General features: G+C 46.1%; 13 protein-coding genes and 1 pseudogene. 8 read left to right on the forward strand and 6 right to left on the reverse strand.

The features are described 5' to 3' along the window. Positions 1-174 precede the first annotated feature (174 nt). Positions 175-2,061, forward strand: coding sequence for a putative nucleotidyltransferase substrate binding domain-containing protein (locus OJ16_RS14040; RefSeq protein WP_040992701.1), 1,887 nt, complete (start codon positions 175-177; stop codon positions 2,059-2,061). 6 nt (positions 2,062-2,067) lie between these two features. Then, entirely contained in the window at positions 2,068-2,787 is a 720-nt protein-coding gene (locus OJ16_RS14045) for a 3'-5' exonuclease (RefSeq protein ID WP_040991888.1), read from the forward strand. Between the two features lie 126 nt (positions 2,788-2,913). Here OJ16_RS14045 and OJ16_RS14050 read toward each other — a convergent pair whose 3' ends face one another. Continuing rightward, entirely contained in the window at positions 2,914-4,485 is a 1,572-nt protein-coding gene (locus OJ16_RS14050) for a BCCT family transporter (protein ID WP_040991889.1), read from the reverse strand. Between the two features lie 337 nt (positions 4,486-4,822). On the opposite strand from OJ16_RS14050, the gene OJ16_RS14055 reads away from it, so the two are divergent. The 3 genes from OJ16_RS14055 (at position 4,823) to emrD (ending at position 7,107) form a co-directional block, all read left to right on the forward strand. Next, entirely contained in the window at positions 4,823-5,299 is a 477-nt protein-coding gene (locus OJ16_RS14055; protein WP_040991890.1) for a MarR family winged helix-turn-helix transcriptional regulator, read from the forward strand. Between the two features lie 106 nt (positions 5,300-5,405). Next, positions 5,406-5,717 carry a DUF1289 domain-containing protein gene (locus tag OJ16_RS19800; RefSeq protein ID WP_082030248.1) on the forward strand — a complete coding sequence of 104 codons (312 nt, stop codon included), beginning with the start codon at positions 5,406-5,408 and terminating at the stop codon, positions 5,715-5,717. 184 nt (positions 5,718-5,901) lie between these two features. Beyond that, a complete protein-coding gene (gene emrD / locus OJ16_RS14060) occupies positions 5,902-7,107 on the forward strand; it encodes a multidrug efflux MFS transporter EmrD (protein ID WP_040991891.1) in 1,206 nt (401 codons plus the stop codon). 78 nt (positions 7,108-7,185) lie between these two features. On the opposite strand, the gene OJ16_RS14065 is transcribed toward emrD, so the two are convergent. Next, complete coding sequence (locus OJ16_RS14065) at positions 7,186-7,524, reverse strand: HopJ type III effector protein (protein ID WP_040991892.1); 339 nt, start codon at positions 7,522-7,524, stop codon at positions 7,186-7,188. A gap of 79 nt (positions 7,525-7,603) precedes the next feature. Next, complete coding sequence (locus OJ16_RS14070) at positions 7,604-8,455, reverse strand: AraC family transcriptional regulator (protein WP_040991893.1); 852 nt, start codon at positions 8,453-8,455, stop codon at positions 7,604-7,606. Positions 8,456-8,550: 95 nt separating this feature from the next. On the opposite strand from OJ16_RS14070, the gene OJ16_RS14075 reads away from it, so the two are divergent. Then, positions 8,551-9,942: an MATE family efflux transporter gene (locus OJ16_RS14075; protein ID WP_040991894.1), complete on the forward strand. Its 1,392-nt coding sequence runs from the start codon at positions 8,551-8,553 to the stop codon at positions 9,940-9,942. Between the two features lie 55 nt (positions 9,943-9,997). On the opposite strand, the gene OJ16_RS14080 is transcribed toward OJ16_RS14075, so the two are convergent. The 3 genes from OJ16_RS14080 to OJ16_RS14090 form a co-directional block, all read right to left on the reverse strand. Beyond that, positions 9,998-13,150 (reverse strand): efflux RND transporter permease subunit, encoded by a 3,153-nt coding sequence (locus OJ16_RS14080; protein WP_040991895.1) that lies wholly within the window; start codon positions 13,148-13,150, stop codon positions 9,998-10,000. A gap of 11 nt (positions 13,151-13,161) precedes the next feature. After that, positions 13,162-14,283: an efflux RND transporter periplasmic adaptor subunit gene (locus OJ16_RS14085; protein WP_040991896.1), complete on the reverse strand. Its 1,122-nt coding sequence runs from the start codon at positions 14,281-14,283 to the stop codon at positions 13,162-13,164. A gap of 98 nt (positions 14,284-14,381) precedes the next feature. Further along, positions 14,382-14,942: a GNAT family N-acetyltransferase gene (locus OJ16_RS14090; protein WP_040991897.1), complete on the reverse strand. Its 561-nt coding sequence runs from the start codon at positions 14,940-14,942 to the stop codon at positions 14,382-14,384. Between the two features lie 175 nt (positions 14,943-15,117). Between OJ16_RS14090 and OJ16_RS14095 the strand changes: the two genes are divergently transcribed. Together OJ16_RS14095 and dld are read left to right on the forward strand one after the other, a co-directional pair. Beyond that, positions 15,118-16,242 carry an acyl-CoA desaturase gene (locus OJ16_RS14095; RefSeq protein ID WP_040991898.1) on the forward strand — a complete coding sequence of 375 codons (1,125 nt, stop codon included), beginning with the start codon at positions 15,118-15,120 and terminating at the stop codon, positions 16,240-16,242. Between the two features lie 210 nt (positions 16,243-16,452). Beyond that, positions 16,453-18,159: pseudogene (gene dld, locus OJ16_RS14100) on the forward strand (D-lactate dehydrogenase). The last annotated feature ends 29 nt before the right edge of the window (positions 18,160-18,188 follow it).

Consider the following 18,188-nt stretch of genomic DNA (forward strand, 5'->3'; position numbering starts at 1 on the left):
TATATTGGTCTATATCCGTTCTACTGACGTTGCAGCGGTGGTAACTGGCACTCTCAAACCTCATCGCATCGCGTATCTATTCTCTATTTTTGGGGGCCAAAAGGCCCTAGCTGAGCATTATCGCCGAGAATCATGTACCATTTAGAGACTATGCTCAGTGTTATCGGTGATTTAATGGAAGCGGAACTCCTTGAAATAAAGCATTTCTTATCGCAACACCCTCCTTTTGATGAACTCGAAGATGATGTACTAAACGACATCTGCCACCATGTCGAAATCGCCTATTACCGCGAAGACACCCCCATTATTCATTTTGGCGATCATATTCATGATCTCTATATGGTCCGGAGTGGTGTTGTTGAAGTCAATCGACGCAATGGCGAATTGTATAATCGCCTTGATGAAGGCGCGCTCTTCGGTCAAATGGGACTGCTCACCAACAACAAGGTTCGATTCCCCGCCAAGGCGGTGAAAGACTCGCTGATCTATTGTATTCCTGAAGTGATGTTTCAGACGCTCTACGACAACCACGAAGTCTTCGCGGATTTTGTCGAAGTCGAGCATAACAACCGTTTAAGACAAGCGGTCTCGTCTTCAAGCAATGATAATGATTTATCCACGTCAAAAGTACGCACACTGCTGACCAACGCTGCTCCTTCAGTCAGTACACATGAAACCATCCAAAATGCAGCTATTAAAATGGCGAACGAACACGTATCGTCGCTGCTAATTATCGATCCCAACATTGCTGATAACGATGATGACACATCGGGTTTAGTGGGCATCATTACCGATCGCGATTTATGCACCCGCGTGTTAGCGCAAGGTATTAACCCAAATGACCCTGTTTCATCGGTGATGACCACGGAAGTCATTTCTCTTGACCATAACGCCTATGTCTATGAAGCCATGCTCACGATGTTGCGTTACAACGTCCATCACCTGCCGGTGTTAAAAGATCGTCATCCGATTGGAATCATAGAAACGACGGACATTGTCCGTTATGAATCACAAAACTCCCTGTTACTTGTCAGCAGTATCTTCCAACAAACCAGCGTTGAAGACTTGGCGACACTCTCTGAACAAGTGAAAGACAGCTTTGTCCGTTTAGTCAATGAAGACGCGAACTCACACATGGTTGGCAGCGCCATGTCGGTGATTGGACGCAGCTTTAAACAACGTATTATCGAATTGTCAGAAGAGCAACTTGGGCCATCGCCGATCCCGTTTTGTTTTTTAGCGCTCGGTTCAATGGGGAGAGATGAGCAATTGCTCGTCACCGATCAAGACAACGCAATTATTCTCGACAACAGCTATGACGAAGCCTTGCACGGCGAGTATTTTTCTAGCATGGCAACCTTGGTGTGTGATGGTCTCGCTAAATGCGGCTATACCTATTGCACTGGTGATATTATGGCAACAAACCCTGACTGGCGAATGACACGCAATGAATGGGAAGAGTGCTTTGCTGACTGGATTGATAACCCGAACCCGAAAGCCTTATTGAATGCATCGATCTTTTTCGACCTTGATGGCGTTTATGGGCGCTTAAAGTGGGCGGAACAATTGAATGGGTTCATTATTCGTCGGGCGAGAAAGAACAATCGCTTCCTGGCCTGCCTTGCCCGCAATGCGCTTAATCGAACCCCTCCGTTGGGCTTTTTCAAAGACTTCGTGGTGGAAAAAGATGGCCAGCATAAAAATTCAATCAACCTTAAACGACGTGGGACCGCTCCCCTGGCCGATCTGGTTCGTGTTCATGCCTTAGCGGTTGGCTCTCGTGCACAAAATTCATTTGAGCGTTTGGATGATATTCACGATGCGGCCATTCTTCCCAAAGAAAAAGCCCATGCGCTGCGTGATGCTTTGGAGTTTATTTCGATGGTTCGCATCCGACATCAAGCCTTAGACGTAGAGAATGGCATTGAGCCGGACAACAATATCGAACCGGAAAACCTTTCTGAATTTGAGCGCCGAAACTTGAAAGATGCCTTTCAAGTCTTAAGTAATGCGCAAAATTTCTTAAAATTTCGTTATCAAGGCAACAGTGGATTAAAGTGACGCATAATGATCAAACGACTGACGCAATCGCCAGTGATTCATTGGCCTAATAAATATGCTCTCAAAACGCAACGCAGCCGAAGCGAGTCGCTGACCCATTTTTATCAGCAAGGTCTGCCGGAAGCTAACTGCCCGTTAGAAAATGTCCGATTTCTCGCGATGGATTTCGAGACCACAGGATTGAACCCGAATACAGACGACATTATAACGATTGGCACCGTGCCGTTTGATCTCAATCGAATTTACCTCAATCAAGCGCGCCATTGGACGGTTAAGCCCCGCAAACAGTTGGATGAGCATTCCGTCGTCATTCATGGCATCACTCACAGTGACTTAATTGATGCGCCTGATTTAAGTGAAATCTATCCAGAAGTGTTAGAGCAAATGGCGGGCAAGATCATGGTCGTGCACTACAAGCGCATCGAACGAGAATTTTTTGATCGCGCATTGCAAGAACGCATTCAAGAAGGCATTGAATTTCCGGTTGTTGATACGATGGCCATTGAAACTCGCATCCAACAACGCAACTATGGCGGGCTATGGAACAAATTACGGGGTATTACGCCTCAATCCGTTAGGTTGGGAAGAGCGCGAACACGCTATAACCTTCCCCCCTATACACCTCATCATGCCTTGACCGATGCGATCGCGACTGCGGAATTATTACAAGCGCAGATCGCTTACCATTATTCACCTAACAGCCCGATTGGGGCCATTTGGGAGTAAATATCGGTTTCTACTCACCGTTTACCGCCCTCTCTACTCCGTGTGTTTTATAATCAAAAAGGGACGCTTAACGTCCCTTTGTTTTCAGCACTCAGTGCCCTATTTGTAGATTGCCTTACAACGGCATTAATATTTTTCCGTTCGCATTCCCATCACTAAGCTGACGCACATCGCCAGCAGCACAAACGTGAATGGCAATGCTGTTGAAATTGCACCGGCTTGAAGTGCTTGAATCGCTTCTGTACCGCCAATCCACAATAACGCCACCGCGATTGCCCCTTCCATGAACGCCCAAAATACGCGTTGTAATACAGGGGCATCCACTTTACCACCCGCAGTAATACTATCGATAACTAAAGAGCCGGAGTCTGACGAGGTGATGAAAAAGACCAGCACGAGCACGATTGCAATAATCGAAAGCATGCCACTGTATGGCAGAGCATCAAACATTTCAAACATGGCGAGTGAAACGTCAGTGAGCCCTTTTGCTCCTAATGTGCCAACTTGGTTTGCCACTTGATCAATCGCCAATCCACCAAAGACCGACATCCACAGCATGGTTACCGCGGTTGGCACTAAAAGTACGGCGGTAATAAATTCACGAACCGTTCGGCCTCTCGATACGCGAGCAATAAACATCCCGACAAATGGCGACCATGAGATCCACCATGCCCAATAGAATACTGTCCAGCCTTGGAACCACGCTTCATCTTGACGACCATGCGGATTACTTAGCGGCAGTATATTCTCAACGTACGCCATAAAGGTCGTTGGGATATTACCGATCGCCACAGCCCAACCGACCAATGCGACCAAAATGAGTAAGACAAACGCCACAATCATATTGATGTTACTGATGACTTTCACACCGCCATCAATGCCTCTAATGACCGAGACCACCGCAAGTAATGTCACCACCGTAATCACAACAATTTGCAGCCCTAATCCCGCAGGTATACCAAATACATGATGGATACCGCTCGCCGCTTGCTGTGCCCCCAAACCAAGTGATGTCGCCAGGCCAAATAACGTTGCCAATACCGCCAGAATGTCAACGATATGACCAGCCCACCCCCACGCTCTATCGCCTAAAATAGGATAAAAAATTGAACGAATAGACAGTGGCAGCCCCTTGTTGTAAGCAAAAAAAGCTAAGGAGAGTGCAACAACGCCGTAGATGGCCCATGGGTGTAAACCCCAATGATACATGGTCGCCCCCATGGCCAAACGCGCGGCTTCTGGCGTATTAGCTTCAACGCCCAGCGGGGTTTCGTACCATCCGGTAAAATACGCGACTGGCTCAGCTACACTCCAAAACATCAAACCAATACCCATCCCGGCTGCAAATAGCATCGATAACCAAGATAGATATGAGTAATCCGCTGAAGCGTCAACGCCACCTAAGCGAATCCGGCCAAATGGGCTCACAATCAGCGCCAAACAGAAAACAACAAAAATGTTACCCGACCAAATAAATAGCCAGTCAAAACTGCCGATTATTTTCCACTTCAATCCATCCAACGCCGTTTTTGCCGTCTCAGCATCCATAATCAAAGCGGCGACTAAAAACAGCGCAATAAAACCAGCGCTAAAACCAAATACTGGGTTGTGTACATCAAAGCCCCATTTCTGGACGTTATCCTGACCAATGGTGTAATCCGTACTATCAATACTGTACTTATCGATTCCTTTTGTCATAGTTTCTCTCTAAGTGTTTATTCGAGACATTCCTTGCACCAATCATTTAGAGTTAAAATGATTATGAATCAGAATGAATCTTGACTAATCTCTCAATAGTGTACGCACATTAGTCAGATACGTCAGTAATGACGGCAAAATTAGTCATTATTTATTAAGATTCCATAGAAAATGATTCATTATCACCCGACGCTCAGAAGGACCGGATTATCATTCGACATCTAATTATAAAAGCGCATTTTTTGTCATAGAACGCTGGCTTATATTAGTTTCACTTCTATTTTTCATCCTTTTGAGTTATGTTCTTCAGCGGAAAAATTAGGTTTAAGGATTTATCTTGGAAAAGCACGAAGAAGTTCTTGTGTCATTAAGACAAATTATCCGCGCCATTGATTTACACTCAAAAAAACTAAGTAAAGAGTCAGGCTTAACAGCACCACAACTGATTTTGATGCGCTCTATCCGAGATTTAGGTGAAGTCACCATTAAACAACTCTCGACTCACACCAACATGAGTCAAGCTACCGCCACCATCATTCTCGATAGACTTCAGCGTAATGGGCTAATTGAACGCCGACGCAGTGAAACGGATAAACGAAAAGTCCACGCCGTGTTGACAGAACAAGGTAAAGAACGGTTAGAACAAGCCCCAATGCCGCTGCAACAAAGCTTCATTAATAAATACCACCAGCTAGACGAATGGGAACAAACTCTCCTACTTTCTTCGGTACAAAGACTGTCCATGATGATGAACGCTGAAGACATTGACGTAGCCCCAGTACTCGAGCTTGGTAGCATTACAAAGGCTGACTAGTACGGACGAGTCTTAGTGACTGCCTAGACAACGATCTACACTGGTGAGCAGCCAGCAATCACTGAACTAAGTATGCTCACCGGATTAAAACCTGTGGAAATTCTGAATGAAAAGCCCTTGCATCGCTGCGTGTAAAAATATTGATGGCATCTGTAGTGGATGCAAACGCACTATGGATGAAATCGCCAACTGGCGACACTATGATGACACAAAGAGACAAGCGATTATGGACCGCTTGAGTGGTAAAGCGACGACACATGATTGCTCTACCTGCTCACAACCTACACACTGCGATATCACGGCAGGCAAAACCGAATGCTGGTGCTTTGCTGTCGAAACTCGCGATCTCACCGAATCCTCAAAACATAACCAATGCCAATGCCGTGGTTGTTTAGCTAAACTCCCTGTTTCCTTATGATTTTCGCATTAGTTTTTCTAACGTAAATCATAGATTTTTATCTTGCTGAAATATAGACATTTCCATTGATAACAAGTCAGTCTCGCTCTAATATCTCGCCGCTGTTAACCCCCTTATTTAATTTTAATAAGCTGTGCTATTTGCTCAGCTTTAGGTTGTTGTTCTTTTTTAAGGTCTCTCGCGGATGTTTTCTGTTTCTCCAATCTTCAAATTTACATTTCTTGTTGCTATTTTGACCGCTGTTGGTCAAATGACGCAAACAATGTATGTGCCTTCTATTGGCCAAATGGCCCACGAGTTTCTAGTTACCCCTGCGAGCTTGCAAGCTGTAATGGCCTGCTATTTGATTCCCTATGGATTATCTCAGTTTGTCTATGGCCCGCTGTCTGATCGTATCGGCCGCAAGCCAATCATACTGGGCGGTCTCGCGATTTATATCGTCGGTACTGTGGGCGCATTGTTTGCGCACAGCTTTGAGTGGTTTCTTTTCGGCAGCTTCATTCAAGGTTTAGGCATTGGTTGCGGTGGTGCGATGTCACGCACCCTCACTCGCGACTGTTATTCAGGCGCTGAGCTACATAAAGTCAACAGCCTGATCAGCATGTGCGTTATTTTCTCTCCGCTGATGGCCCCAGTACTTGGCGGCGTGTTTACAGAGATGTTTGGCTGGCGTTCGAGTTACTTATTCTTAGCGCTGTTTGGCATCGCCGTTGTGATCACGATGGCCACCAGCTTCAAAGAAACCTTACCGGTTGAAAATCGCCGTCACGAAAAAGTGATCAATAGCTATAAATATGTCTTATCGAACAAACGTTTCCAAGGCTATTTAATCTGTCTAGTCGCAACATTTTCAGGCGTAGCGATTTTTGAAGCCGCTGCAGGTGTTTTGCTAGCCGGTGTTTTAGGATTACCGGCGACCACTGTGAGCCTTTTGTTTGTAATGCCAATCCCGGGCTACCTTGTTGGTGCTGGCCTATCAAGCGTGATTGCCGCGCGTCGATCGGAACGTGCCGCACTGTCCTTCGGTTTGTTTGCCATTACCCTTGGTTCACTTATCGTAATGATTCCAGGACTTATGGGCCACACAACCGCGTTAACGCTGGTTGGTGGAGCGACGGTGTATTTCCTAGGTTCCGGTATTTTGTTCCCAGCCGCAACAACGGGAGCGCTGTCTCCACTGCCTTACCACGCTGGTACAGGTGGTGCAGTCTTGGGGGGAATGCAAAACCTTGGTGCCGGTATTGCCACACTCTGCGCAGCGTTAATTCCTGCGCCAAATCAGTTACCTCTTGGGGCGTTAATGCTCGTCATGTCGATTTTTGTGATGATTGGCTTGGCTCGAGTGTACAAGCGCCAGGATCCATCCAACGAGATGCCGTTGGCGGTTTAGTTCTCGTTTTATACTGAGTGACACGCATAAAAAAGGAGCCTAAGGCTCCTTTTTGTGTTTGTTGACGCGACGAGTTAACTAGCTCAACGCAGCACCTTCAAATTTAATGCCCGACCAGCCGTGAGCAATGAAATTACGAATATTTTGGTGGTCTTCCCCATCAGGATTGCCCAGTACGTCATGACGATAATAACCACCAAATAGCGCAAGAGTTTGCGCTTCAGAAAGTTGGTGTTTTTTCGCAAATGAAAAGATTTTGCACGAACCATTATTTTCGCCCGCAGGGTTACGCGCGGTGCCGTTACTAAACGACGTTGGCGTAAATTGATAGTTGCCATCAATGACTGCTATGGTTTGCTCAAATTCAATCGTAGTTGGGTTTGCTTTCAGCAACTCTAAAAAGTTATTCAATTCCATATGATCACATCTAATTGTTATGTTTTATTTAAACGCCAAGTCTACGGGAAACGAGCAGAACACGCTATATCAGCACCCATTACGATAATGACTCTCCTCGATTTCTGCGATATTGCCTCGGAGTTTGATCACTCCACACTTTAAATCTTGCACTAAAATTGGCTAAAATTGGATAACCTACCAGTTCACCAATATGTTGCACCGCCCAGTCCGTCGACAATAGCAATCGTGAAGCATACTCCATGCGCCTTCTCATCAAATAGTTCATCGGGCTATGACCAAAATACTGCTGACATAAGCGGTGAAAATGCGGTGGCGAACAGGGAAAAAGTGCCGCTAACTGCTCAACATCCCACTCTTTGTGCAGTTGACGCTGCGCTTCATCAAACACGCGCTTCAAGCGCAGTTGCTTACTACTCAACGGATGATCCAATGACGCTTTCACTAAAATCGCCAATTGAGCACTGGTGGCTTCAACGATGTCCCCACTGATGTCGATTGGCGTCATTCTCGCGCGTAGCAGCAACAATATCGCCGCATAAATGGCTTCGGTGACAGAGCTTAAATGGCATTCTATTTGTTGATGAACCAAACCTTGCCAACTCTTCTCTGGGTCAAGGAACACCCAAGCGATGCGCCACTCCTCTTCTTCAATACCAAATGTATTCTGTATTCCCGCAGGGACAATTGTTAGTGAACCGGGTTCTAGTTGATATCTCTGCCCATCACTCTCAAGCCAACCTTTGCCTTTTACAGTGTAAAGCAGCATATGTTTATGCATATTTGTACGAGCGATAGTGAACAACTCCCAGCAATGAGCAATACCGCATTGGATGAATCCATAACGTTCTAGCTCAAGCACATGGTGATAATCAATAAACTCATGTTCCGTTTTCGCAGAAATTGACGCACACTCTTGCATATTGTTCATGTTGATAGTTCCGCATAACAAATAGATACTTAAAGAAAATACGTAATTCATCGTTACAGATACACTAAATCCCTCAGTTAGCCGAGGGTAATGCGATGATCGCCACAACTCCAGATAGAACCTTCTTTCAAAACCTAATCAAAATCGGCTTGCCGGTCTCTTTACAATCAATGCTGTTTTCATTGTTGGGGGTGACTGACATCCTAATGGTAAGCCAGTTGGGTGAAGCCGCAACCGCGGCGGTTGGTGTAGGCAATCGTATCTTCTTCTTCAATCTGATCGTGGTTTGTGGCGTGAGTGGCGCGGTGAGTGTGCTAGCCTCACAATATTTTGGTGCGAAGAATATGGACGGCGTAAGAATCACTCTATTCCAATCCATTTTCGTTGCTATTTTAGTTACTGCGCCCTTTTCGCTTTGGTATATCTTCGATTCAGACCAAGTTGTGTCGATCGTATCTGATAATAGTGAGTACATATTTCTCGCCAGTGACTACCTATGGATCACCGCCAGCACGCTGATCTGCACCGCGATTTGTGTTCCACTCGAAGGCGCTCTAAGAGCGATTGGCCATGCCAAGTTGCCGACCCAGGTCAGTATCTATGCCATTTTGCTCAATTTGCTGCTTAATACGCTGCTGATCTTTGGCTTATTTGGGTTTCCAGAACTTGGCGTGGTCGGCGCGGCGATCGGCACCAGCGTTTCCCGCTTATTCCAAACGCTGTTACTCAGCTATATCGTTGTTAAGCGCTTTCCGTGCCTTATCGCCTCAAAGGAGAATATTTTACAGGCAAAAACCTCGCTCCATCGCCGCCGCTATATGAAAATTGGCCTACCGTTGATCATTCATGACAGTGCTTGGGCGGGTGGCATTTTGTTCTACAACGTTTTGATTGGTCAACTTGGTGTGACTGAGCTTGCGATATTCTCATTACTGGCGCCCATCGAAAGCGTGATATTTTCAGCGTTCCTCGGTTTCGCCGTGGCAGCTTCGGTGATCCTCGCCAATGAGATTGGCGCAAATCAATATCAACGTGTTGAACAGACCGCTTGGTGGTATGTATTTATCAGCACGTTGGCAGCATTTACAATTGCTTTCATCTGCTTTGCAGCAAAGCCTCTTTTACTTAGTGCGATCTCTCTGACTCCGATTTCGGATCCCATTATGGCCACCAATACCTTTATTATTATGCTGTTTGGTATGGGTTTTCGCGTTTTCAATATGGTGGCCATTGGCGGTGTACTTAAGAGTGGTGGCGATATTAATTACTCCATATTCATCGACCTCTTTGGACAATGGGCAATCGGCATTCCTCTTGCCTACTTTACCGGTATCGTCTTGGGGTGGTCATTAGAGTGGGTCATTGCGATTGTGATACTTGAAGAAATTGCCAAAATTTTCTTATCAACCCAACGTATACGTTCTAAAAAATGGATCAATAACTTAGTACAAGACGAACCGATTGTCGCGTCAAATACTACGGCCTAAAAAAAAGCCCCGCATCTTCTGCGGGGCTTGTGCTTATCGATTTTGAACAACGGACTTATTCGTCATCCAAATCCACCAACTTAGTGCTGCCGCCATGAACTTTCTCGCGCTGACGTTGCACCATGGCATAGAAGCCCGGGATAAGTAACGTACCCGCGAGAAGTACGCAGAGCAAGCCACCAATCAATGAAACACCTAGCGAGTTTTGACTGATATGCCCAGCCCCAGAAGCGAAGATCAGTGGGAAGATACCCAAGATAAACGACCATGATGTCATGTTCACCGCGCGAAAACGTAGCGTACCGCCCTTCACCGCGGCCTCATCAATTGATGCTTCGTTGTCTTCACGCTCTACCTTGGCAAATTCCACAATCAAAATCGCGTTTTTTGCCGCCAATGCGATGAGCAAGACTAACCCTATCTGAGCGTAGAGATTCAATGGCGTCCCGGTTAAATTCAACGCTAAGAAAGAGCCAAACGTCGCCACCGGAACCACAAGAATAATCGCCAGAGGAATACTCCAACTTTCATATTGCGCCACCATAAAGAGGTAAATGAAGATCAACGCTAGGGCAAAAGCAAAAATCGCTTGGTTACCGGCCAGTACTTCTTGGTAAGCCATCCCTGTCCATTCATATTGATACCCTTGTGGGAGCATTTCAGCCGCTACACGTTCCATTGCCGCGATAGCGTCACCACTCGAGTAACCTGGCGCGGGTTGGCCTTGAATCACAGCGCTGCGATACATATTGTAACGCCACGCAACATCCGGCTCGAAGATTTGCTCGTAACTGACCAGCGTACTCAACGGAACCATCTGGCCTGTCGCGGAGCGAACATGGAAGCGTTCAAGATCATCCATTCCACTGCGGTGTTCCGCATCAGCCTGCATAGTCACGCGGAAATTCTTACCGAACATGGTGAAGTCATTCACATACAAGGAACCTAAGTTACCCTGTAGCGTTTGAAAAACACTGGATAATGGCACTCCAAGTTGCTGCGCTTTTTCGCGATCAATATCGACATAGTAATGCGGCACGTTGGCTCGGAATGTTGAAAAGGCAAAACCAATTTCAGGTTGCTTTTTCGCTTCGTCAATCAAATCATTCATCAAGATCGACAAGTCGGTACGGCTGCGTCCTAACGTATCTTCCAGAACAAACTCAAAACCGGAAGCTGCGCCCATTCCTGGGACCGCCGGAGGCCCCATCGCAAAAACAACAGCTTGTGGAAGTTGCATTGCGGCGCGGCCATTAATGCGCTGAGCGATAGCCATTGATGAATGATCACCGTCCAAGCCATTACGCATATCCCAATCGTGCAACTTGATGAAGAGCGAAGCTCCATTCGATGCCGCCGCCCCTGTCATAAAAGCGAAGCCATTCGCGACAGTGACGCCATCAACGCCCGGTTCTTGCTCGACCATGTCGATCAGTTCTTCCGTCACTTCCTCGGTTCGAGACAAGGACGCAGAATCAGGAAGTTGAACGTTAACCAGCAAAATACCCTTATCTTCTTGAGGCACAAAAGCGGTCGATGTTGTTTTTGCAAAGAACGTTACCGCTACGATTGCAACGACAAAGAAACCCGCCAAGAGAATGGTTTTCTTGACCAAAAACCCTGCGATTTGACCATAACGAGTGGTAATCGCCGCAAGTCCATTATTGAACGCTTGGAACCAACGGGCCGTGTTTCCCCCACCCTGCTTGAGAACCAAAGAACAAATAGCAGGTGATAACGTCAGCGCATTGATTGAAGAGATAACCACCGAGATACAGATGGTTAAAGCAAACTGTCGATACATGATCCCTGTAATCCCAGGCAACATTGCCACGGGTAAGAATACCGCTAACAAGACGAGCGTAGAGGTCACAATCGGCCCCGTCACTTCTTTCATGGCAAGCAAGGTTGCTTTACGAGGAGAGATTGTTGGATCCTTTGCCATCGTCGTGTCGACGTTTTCAATCACAAGAATGGCATCATCGACCACAATACCAATGGCGAGGATCAAACCAAATAACGTCACGGTGTTGATCGTAAAGCCGGTCATTTGCATCACTGCAAACGTACCAATCAGTGAAACCGGAATCGCCACAACTGGTATTAATGTCGCGCGCGCACTGCCTAAAAATAGATAAGTAACCGCTATGACGAGTAAAATCGCTTCAATCAGTGTTTTAACTACCCCTTTAATCGATTCTGCGACAAAGACGGTGGTGTCATAACTGGTCTCATATGCCATACCATCAGGGAAGTTAACACTCAGTTTCTCCAATAAGGCCATGACGGCCTGGCCACTTTCTAGTGCATTCGCATCCGATTGTAATGAAAGCGCTACGATTGAAGCATCCTGCCCACGAAACTTACCACTACCATCGTAAAACTTTTTACCTAACTCAACGCGTGCGACATCTTTCAGATAGACCGTAGACCCATCATTATTGGCACGCAGCACAACATGCTCAAACTCTTCGACAGATTCTAAGCGCCCTTTCGTGACCAAGTTAAACTGCACTTCCTGAGCATTATTGTAAGGCGCTGCACCCACTCGGCCTGCGGCTACTTGCACGTTCTGCTCTTTCAGTGCAGCATTCACATCCGTGGTGGTGACTTTTAGATTGGCCATTTTTTCAGGGTCAAGCCAAACACGCATCGCGTACTCACCGCCACCAATCACATTCACTTCACTGATGCCGGTAACACGCGCCAACTGATCTTTCACATTCAAGTTGATGTAGTTAATCAGAAATTGGTCATCATAATGGCCATCAGGATCGTAAAAGTTCAGCACCATCAGTAGATCGGGTGAACGTTTTTTCACCGTAATGCCCGCCATGCGAACTTCTTGTGGCAACTTAGATTCAATTTGAGAAACACGGTTTTGCACGTTGACCTGTGCCATGTCAGGATCGGTGCCCACATCAAACGTGACGTTTAAGCTGTATGAACCGTCATTGGCACTTTTAGAAGACATATAAATCATATCTTCTACGCCATTAACGGCCGATTCTAATGGGTCCGCAATTGCCTGTTCGACAACTTCCGCACTCGCCCCCGTATAGTAGGCCGATACACTGACCGATGGCGGGCTGATTTTTGGATATTCTGCAATCGGCAATATGGCCAGCGCGATCGCCCCAGCCAATGTGAGAATGATTGAGATAACCAGCGCAAATTTAGGGCGCTGGATAAAGAAACGACTTAGCATCGAGCCCCCGATTATTTATCCGTCTGTGATTCAACACGCACTGGGGCGCCATTGCGAATACGCTGTAAACCTTGAGTGATCACGATATCGTCGGCTTTTAAACCGTTGGTAATCACGATGCCTTGGTCCAATTGGCGTCCAAGTTCAACATTGCGACGCTCAGCCGTATCACCATTAACCACCAGCATAACAAAATGACCTTCAAGGTCAGTTTGCACTGCGCGACGCGCGACAACTAACACATCTGTCGGGGATTTTTCACGCAATTCAACACGAATATGCTGGCCCGGCAATAAGCGAAAATCAGGGTTAGGGACAATGGCACGCATGGCCAATGTGCCGGTAGCAAGATCAATACGGTTACCGAGGTAGTCTAACGATCCAAGGTGATCAAATACTTGGCCATTTTCAAGCATGACTTGCACTTCCACTCCATTGGAATTTTCACTGCCATCCATTTTTACGCGATCCATCCCCATTTCTAGGCGTTCGCGCTCACTGACATTAAAGGTTGTGTGCACAGGATCCAAGCTCACCAAGGTGGTAAGGATACCCGATTGTGGCGAGACCAAGTCACCGGTACTGACTTTGCTTGAACTGATTCTTCCAGCAAAAGGGGCTTTAATTTGGGTATAAGAGAGATTCACTTCCGCCAGTTTAAGCTGCGCTTTTGAAGACTCAACGAGTGCTTCCGCGCCAAGCAATTGGGCGGTTAAGTTATCAAATTCAGATTGGGAGATACTGCCTTTCGGCAAAAGGTTTTTACCACGATTAAAATCTAGCTGTGCTTTCTTAAGATTGGCGTTCGCTTGCGCAACACTGGCTTTGGCTGCGGCTAACTGGGCCTCAAACGAAGAGGGTTCAATTGAGTAAAGTAGCTGCCCAGCTTCGACCATTTGTCCTTCGTCGAAATGGCGCTCTTTCAGATACCCTGAAACTTGGGCGGTAATATTCGTATCTTCAACCGCTTGAACGCGACCGATATAAGACTTACTTTGCTGATGAGAAGTACTGAGAACAGGCTCAGCACTGACTAAAGACGCAGGAAGTTGCTTCGAGGCCGTTTCTGATTCACCGCATCCAACTAACACCAGCGAGGAGAGCAGTGCGGAGGCCAGGATCGTTTTTTTCATGTCAATACCGTTCGATAAGTGGCTGTATACTCAGTAACTTACCTAACGGTACCTGGTTTAATGTCCGAGAAACATCAAGATAACGCGTTGAAGTTGTTTCAATCTATTTCTGCGGTCGAGATCGAACTATCCGATAGAATTTTCAATAACGCACTGGCTGACGGCCAAGTATAAACCAATTCTGGAACCTGGTTTCCACATGGTGCATCCCAAAGGCGCTCAAGAGAATGCTCTCCGCCGAGATGCTCATAAAAGTCGATAGCTTGATTGTTCTTAGCCATCACTTCCAAATAAACACCTGTGTCGGCAAAATACTGCTCTATCCACTTGGCCATCTCAATAAACAAGGCCGCTCCAACACCTTGGCCTCGATAGCGAGAGTCCACATGTAAGGCGTCAATAATAGTGCCTTTTTCGTAGTCGTGATTACCAAACGCACAAATAAAACCGCACAACTGGCCATCATCTTCGGCAATCAAAACATGTTGGTTAAACGGGGGGTTAATCAGACGTGTTTGCCAAATAACCAAGCGATCATCAATCACTTCATTTTCAAGGTAATCGGCTCCTAATATCCCTTGATAGTAGGTTTTCCAACTCTGCGCGTGCAAATGCGCAATACGTTCGTAGTCTTTATATTCAGCTACTTTTATTTCCATTGCTAGTTCCTATTACTTCCTGTAGGCGTCCATTCCTTTTCCATACTATGCGTTAACCACAGAAATGCAAAACATTCTAAAACTATTTCCCTTCACAAATTGCAACAACATCGATTTGACTTACATGTGTACGCTGATATTCTAGCGCACAATTGTTCGCTAAAAGGATTATTGAATGCGTCCCTCTGTCAAACCACCCATAATTTGGCTTAATGTACTTCTCTTTCTGACTACATTTATGGCCGCAATCGTCGCTGTGCCTTGGTATGGCATCGTCAATGGCTATCAAACTGCTCATTGGGTATTGCTTTTGATTGCTTTTTCATTTTGTAACTTATCCATTACGGCTGGCTATCATCGTCTCTGGTCGCACAAAACGTATCAAGCTCACCCCGCATTACGAGCCATTTTTGCGATTGGTGGTGCATTTGCCCTCCAGAACAGCGCGCTGCACTGGAGTTCTGATCACCGCGTTCATCACAAACATGTTGATAAAAATGACATCGACCCATATTCAGCTAAGCGTGGACTTTGGTTCTCACACATTGGTTGGATGCTACGACATTACAACAAGGAAACGTACGACGACTACGCTAACTGCCGCGACTTGCATAAAGATCCCATCGTTATGTGGCAGCATAAGTACTATCTCTTACTTGCTCTGCTGACAAACTTAGGCATTCCGCTCGCCCTCGGGCTTATCTATGGCGATGTCCTTGGCATGCTGCTTATTGTGGGCGTATTACGTTTGGTTTTAAGCCACCACACCACATTCTTTATTAACTCATTGGCGCATGTATGGGGATCACAACCTTATACCGATAAGAACACCGCGCGTGATAACGGTATTCTGGCGATCTTCACTTTTGGTGAGGGTTACCATAATTTCCACCATATCTTCGAGAATGACTATCGTAACGGTATTTATTGGTGGCAGTATGATCCCACTAAATGGTTCATTAAAAGCTCTCACTGGCTAGGACTTGCAGACAAGCTGCGTACGACACCAAAGATAAAAATTGAACAAGCCAAAGCAAAACAAGCGCTTAAGTTAGCTTTAGACAAACTTGAAGACCGACCAGATATGGCGCACCTAAAACAAGCGCTGAATGACGAATTTGATCTATTGATGAGAAAACTCAAAGATTTCTATGAGTTAAAACGCCAATTACTTGAGCAGAAGCATCACGGTTTAGTCGAAAAATATGAGCACTCTTTACTGCTCATCCGCTATCGCCAGCTAAAAGACGAATGCAAAGCACAGCAAAAAAATTGGAATGCCATGCTTACGCATTGCTAACATCCACTTTGTCGTACCATTAAGGGAGCATTTTGCTCCCTTTTATTTTCTTCCCTTTTTGATACCACTCATTTCTTTCCCAAAACGCACTTTATTGTTATTCATCTCAGTTAACTTCAAGTCTGTGCGCCCTCTCTCTACCTTATGTTATTAAAATGTGACATAACTAGATCGTAACATCGTACTGGTTGAGTAATGACAAGGATGGACATGAATAAGCACGATTTAATTGCAGAATTTATCAAGATTGTTGGTGAAGAACATGTGTTAACTCAGGAGAAGAAAACCGAGTATTACCGCTCGGGATTTCGCTCAGGCAGCGGCAAAGCACTTGCGGTTCTATTTCCCTCCTCTCTAGTTGAACAATGGCAGTTATTGCAAGCCGCCGTACGAGCGAATTGCATCATCATTATGCAAGCCGCAAAAACTGGCTTAACCGAAGGGTCTGCGCCAAGCGGTGAAGATTACGATCGAGAAGTGGTGGTCATTAATATAATGCGAATCAACGCATTGCACCTGATTAATGACGGAAAACAGATCGTAAGCCTACCCGGCGTCAGCTTACATCAACTTGATAAGCGTTTAAAAACGATCAACCGTGCACCTCACTCAGTGATTGGTTCGTCTTCGATTGGTGCAACCGTTGTGGGTGGGATAGCCAATAACTCCGGCGGAGCTTTGGTTAAACGAGGCCCCGCTTACTCCGAACTTGCGCTGTTTGCCCGAGTGACAAAAGAAGGGGAATTAGAATTAGTTAACCACCTTGGCATTCGTGATCTCGGTGAAACACCGGAGCAGATCCTCACTAATGTTGAACAAGGCAACTTCACCTCGAGTTCAGTCGACAATAGCAACGCCATGGCATCCGATCACGAATATGAACAGCGTGTTCGCGACATTGATGCCGATACACCCTCACGCTTTAATGCCGATGCACGACGCTTATTTGAAGCCAGTGGCTGTGCAGGGAAATTAGCCGTATTCGCCGTACGCGTCGATACCTACCCTGTCCCAGAAAAAGAACAGCTTTTTTATATCGGTTGTAATGACCCTGACCAACTCACTATGCTGCGTCGCGATATGCTCGACCAATTTGAGCATCTACCCGAAATGGGTGAATACATGCACCGTGATATTTTCGATCTTGCGGCTGAGTATGGTAAAGATGTCTTTCTTTCAATCCATCACTTGGGCACTGACAATTGACCCAAATTCTTTGCTCTGAAAGCCAAAGTGGAATCCTTTCTCAAGCGAGTGCCGTTTCTTTCGGACCAATTACCCGATATCAGTCTCTACTATCTGAGTAAGCTCTTTCCTCAACACTTACCACGACGCATGGTGCAATATCGCGACAAATTTGAACATCATCTCATCCTTAAAATGAGTGATGGTGGTATTGAAGAAGCCAAGCAATACCTTGATCAAGTGTGGTCCATTCATGGGGAATGCGAGTATTTTGAATGCACTGAAGAAGAAGGGAAAAAAGCGCTCCTACACCGATTCGCGGCGGCAGGCGCGGCCATTCGCTACGAAACGATACATGCGAAAGAAGTAGAAGAAATCTTGGCGTTGGATATTGCCTTACGCCGGAACGACATTGATTGGGTTGAGCAGTTACCGAAAGAGATCACCAAAGATTTGGTTGTCGGTCTCTATTATGGCCACTTTATGTGTCATGTATTCCACCAAGACTACATTTTCAGAAAAGGAACAGACACGAAAAAGATGAAAGCCTTAATGCTGAAATTGCTCACAGAAAAAGGGGCTAAATACCCTGCGGAACATAATGTGGGGCATCTCTACGAAGCGGAACAACAACTTCAAGCGTTTTATCACTCACTCGATCCGACCAACACGTTCAATCCAGGCATTGGCAAAATGAGTAAGTTCAAACGCAACTGTAACTGTTGTCATTAACGCTCGGTGCTAAACCTCTCCGTTATTGA

The organism is Vibrio renipiscarius (assembly GCF_000827885.1).
Lineage (GTDB): Bacteria > Pseudomonadota > Gammaproteobacteria > Enterobacterales > Vibrionaceae > Vibrio > Vibrio renipiscarius.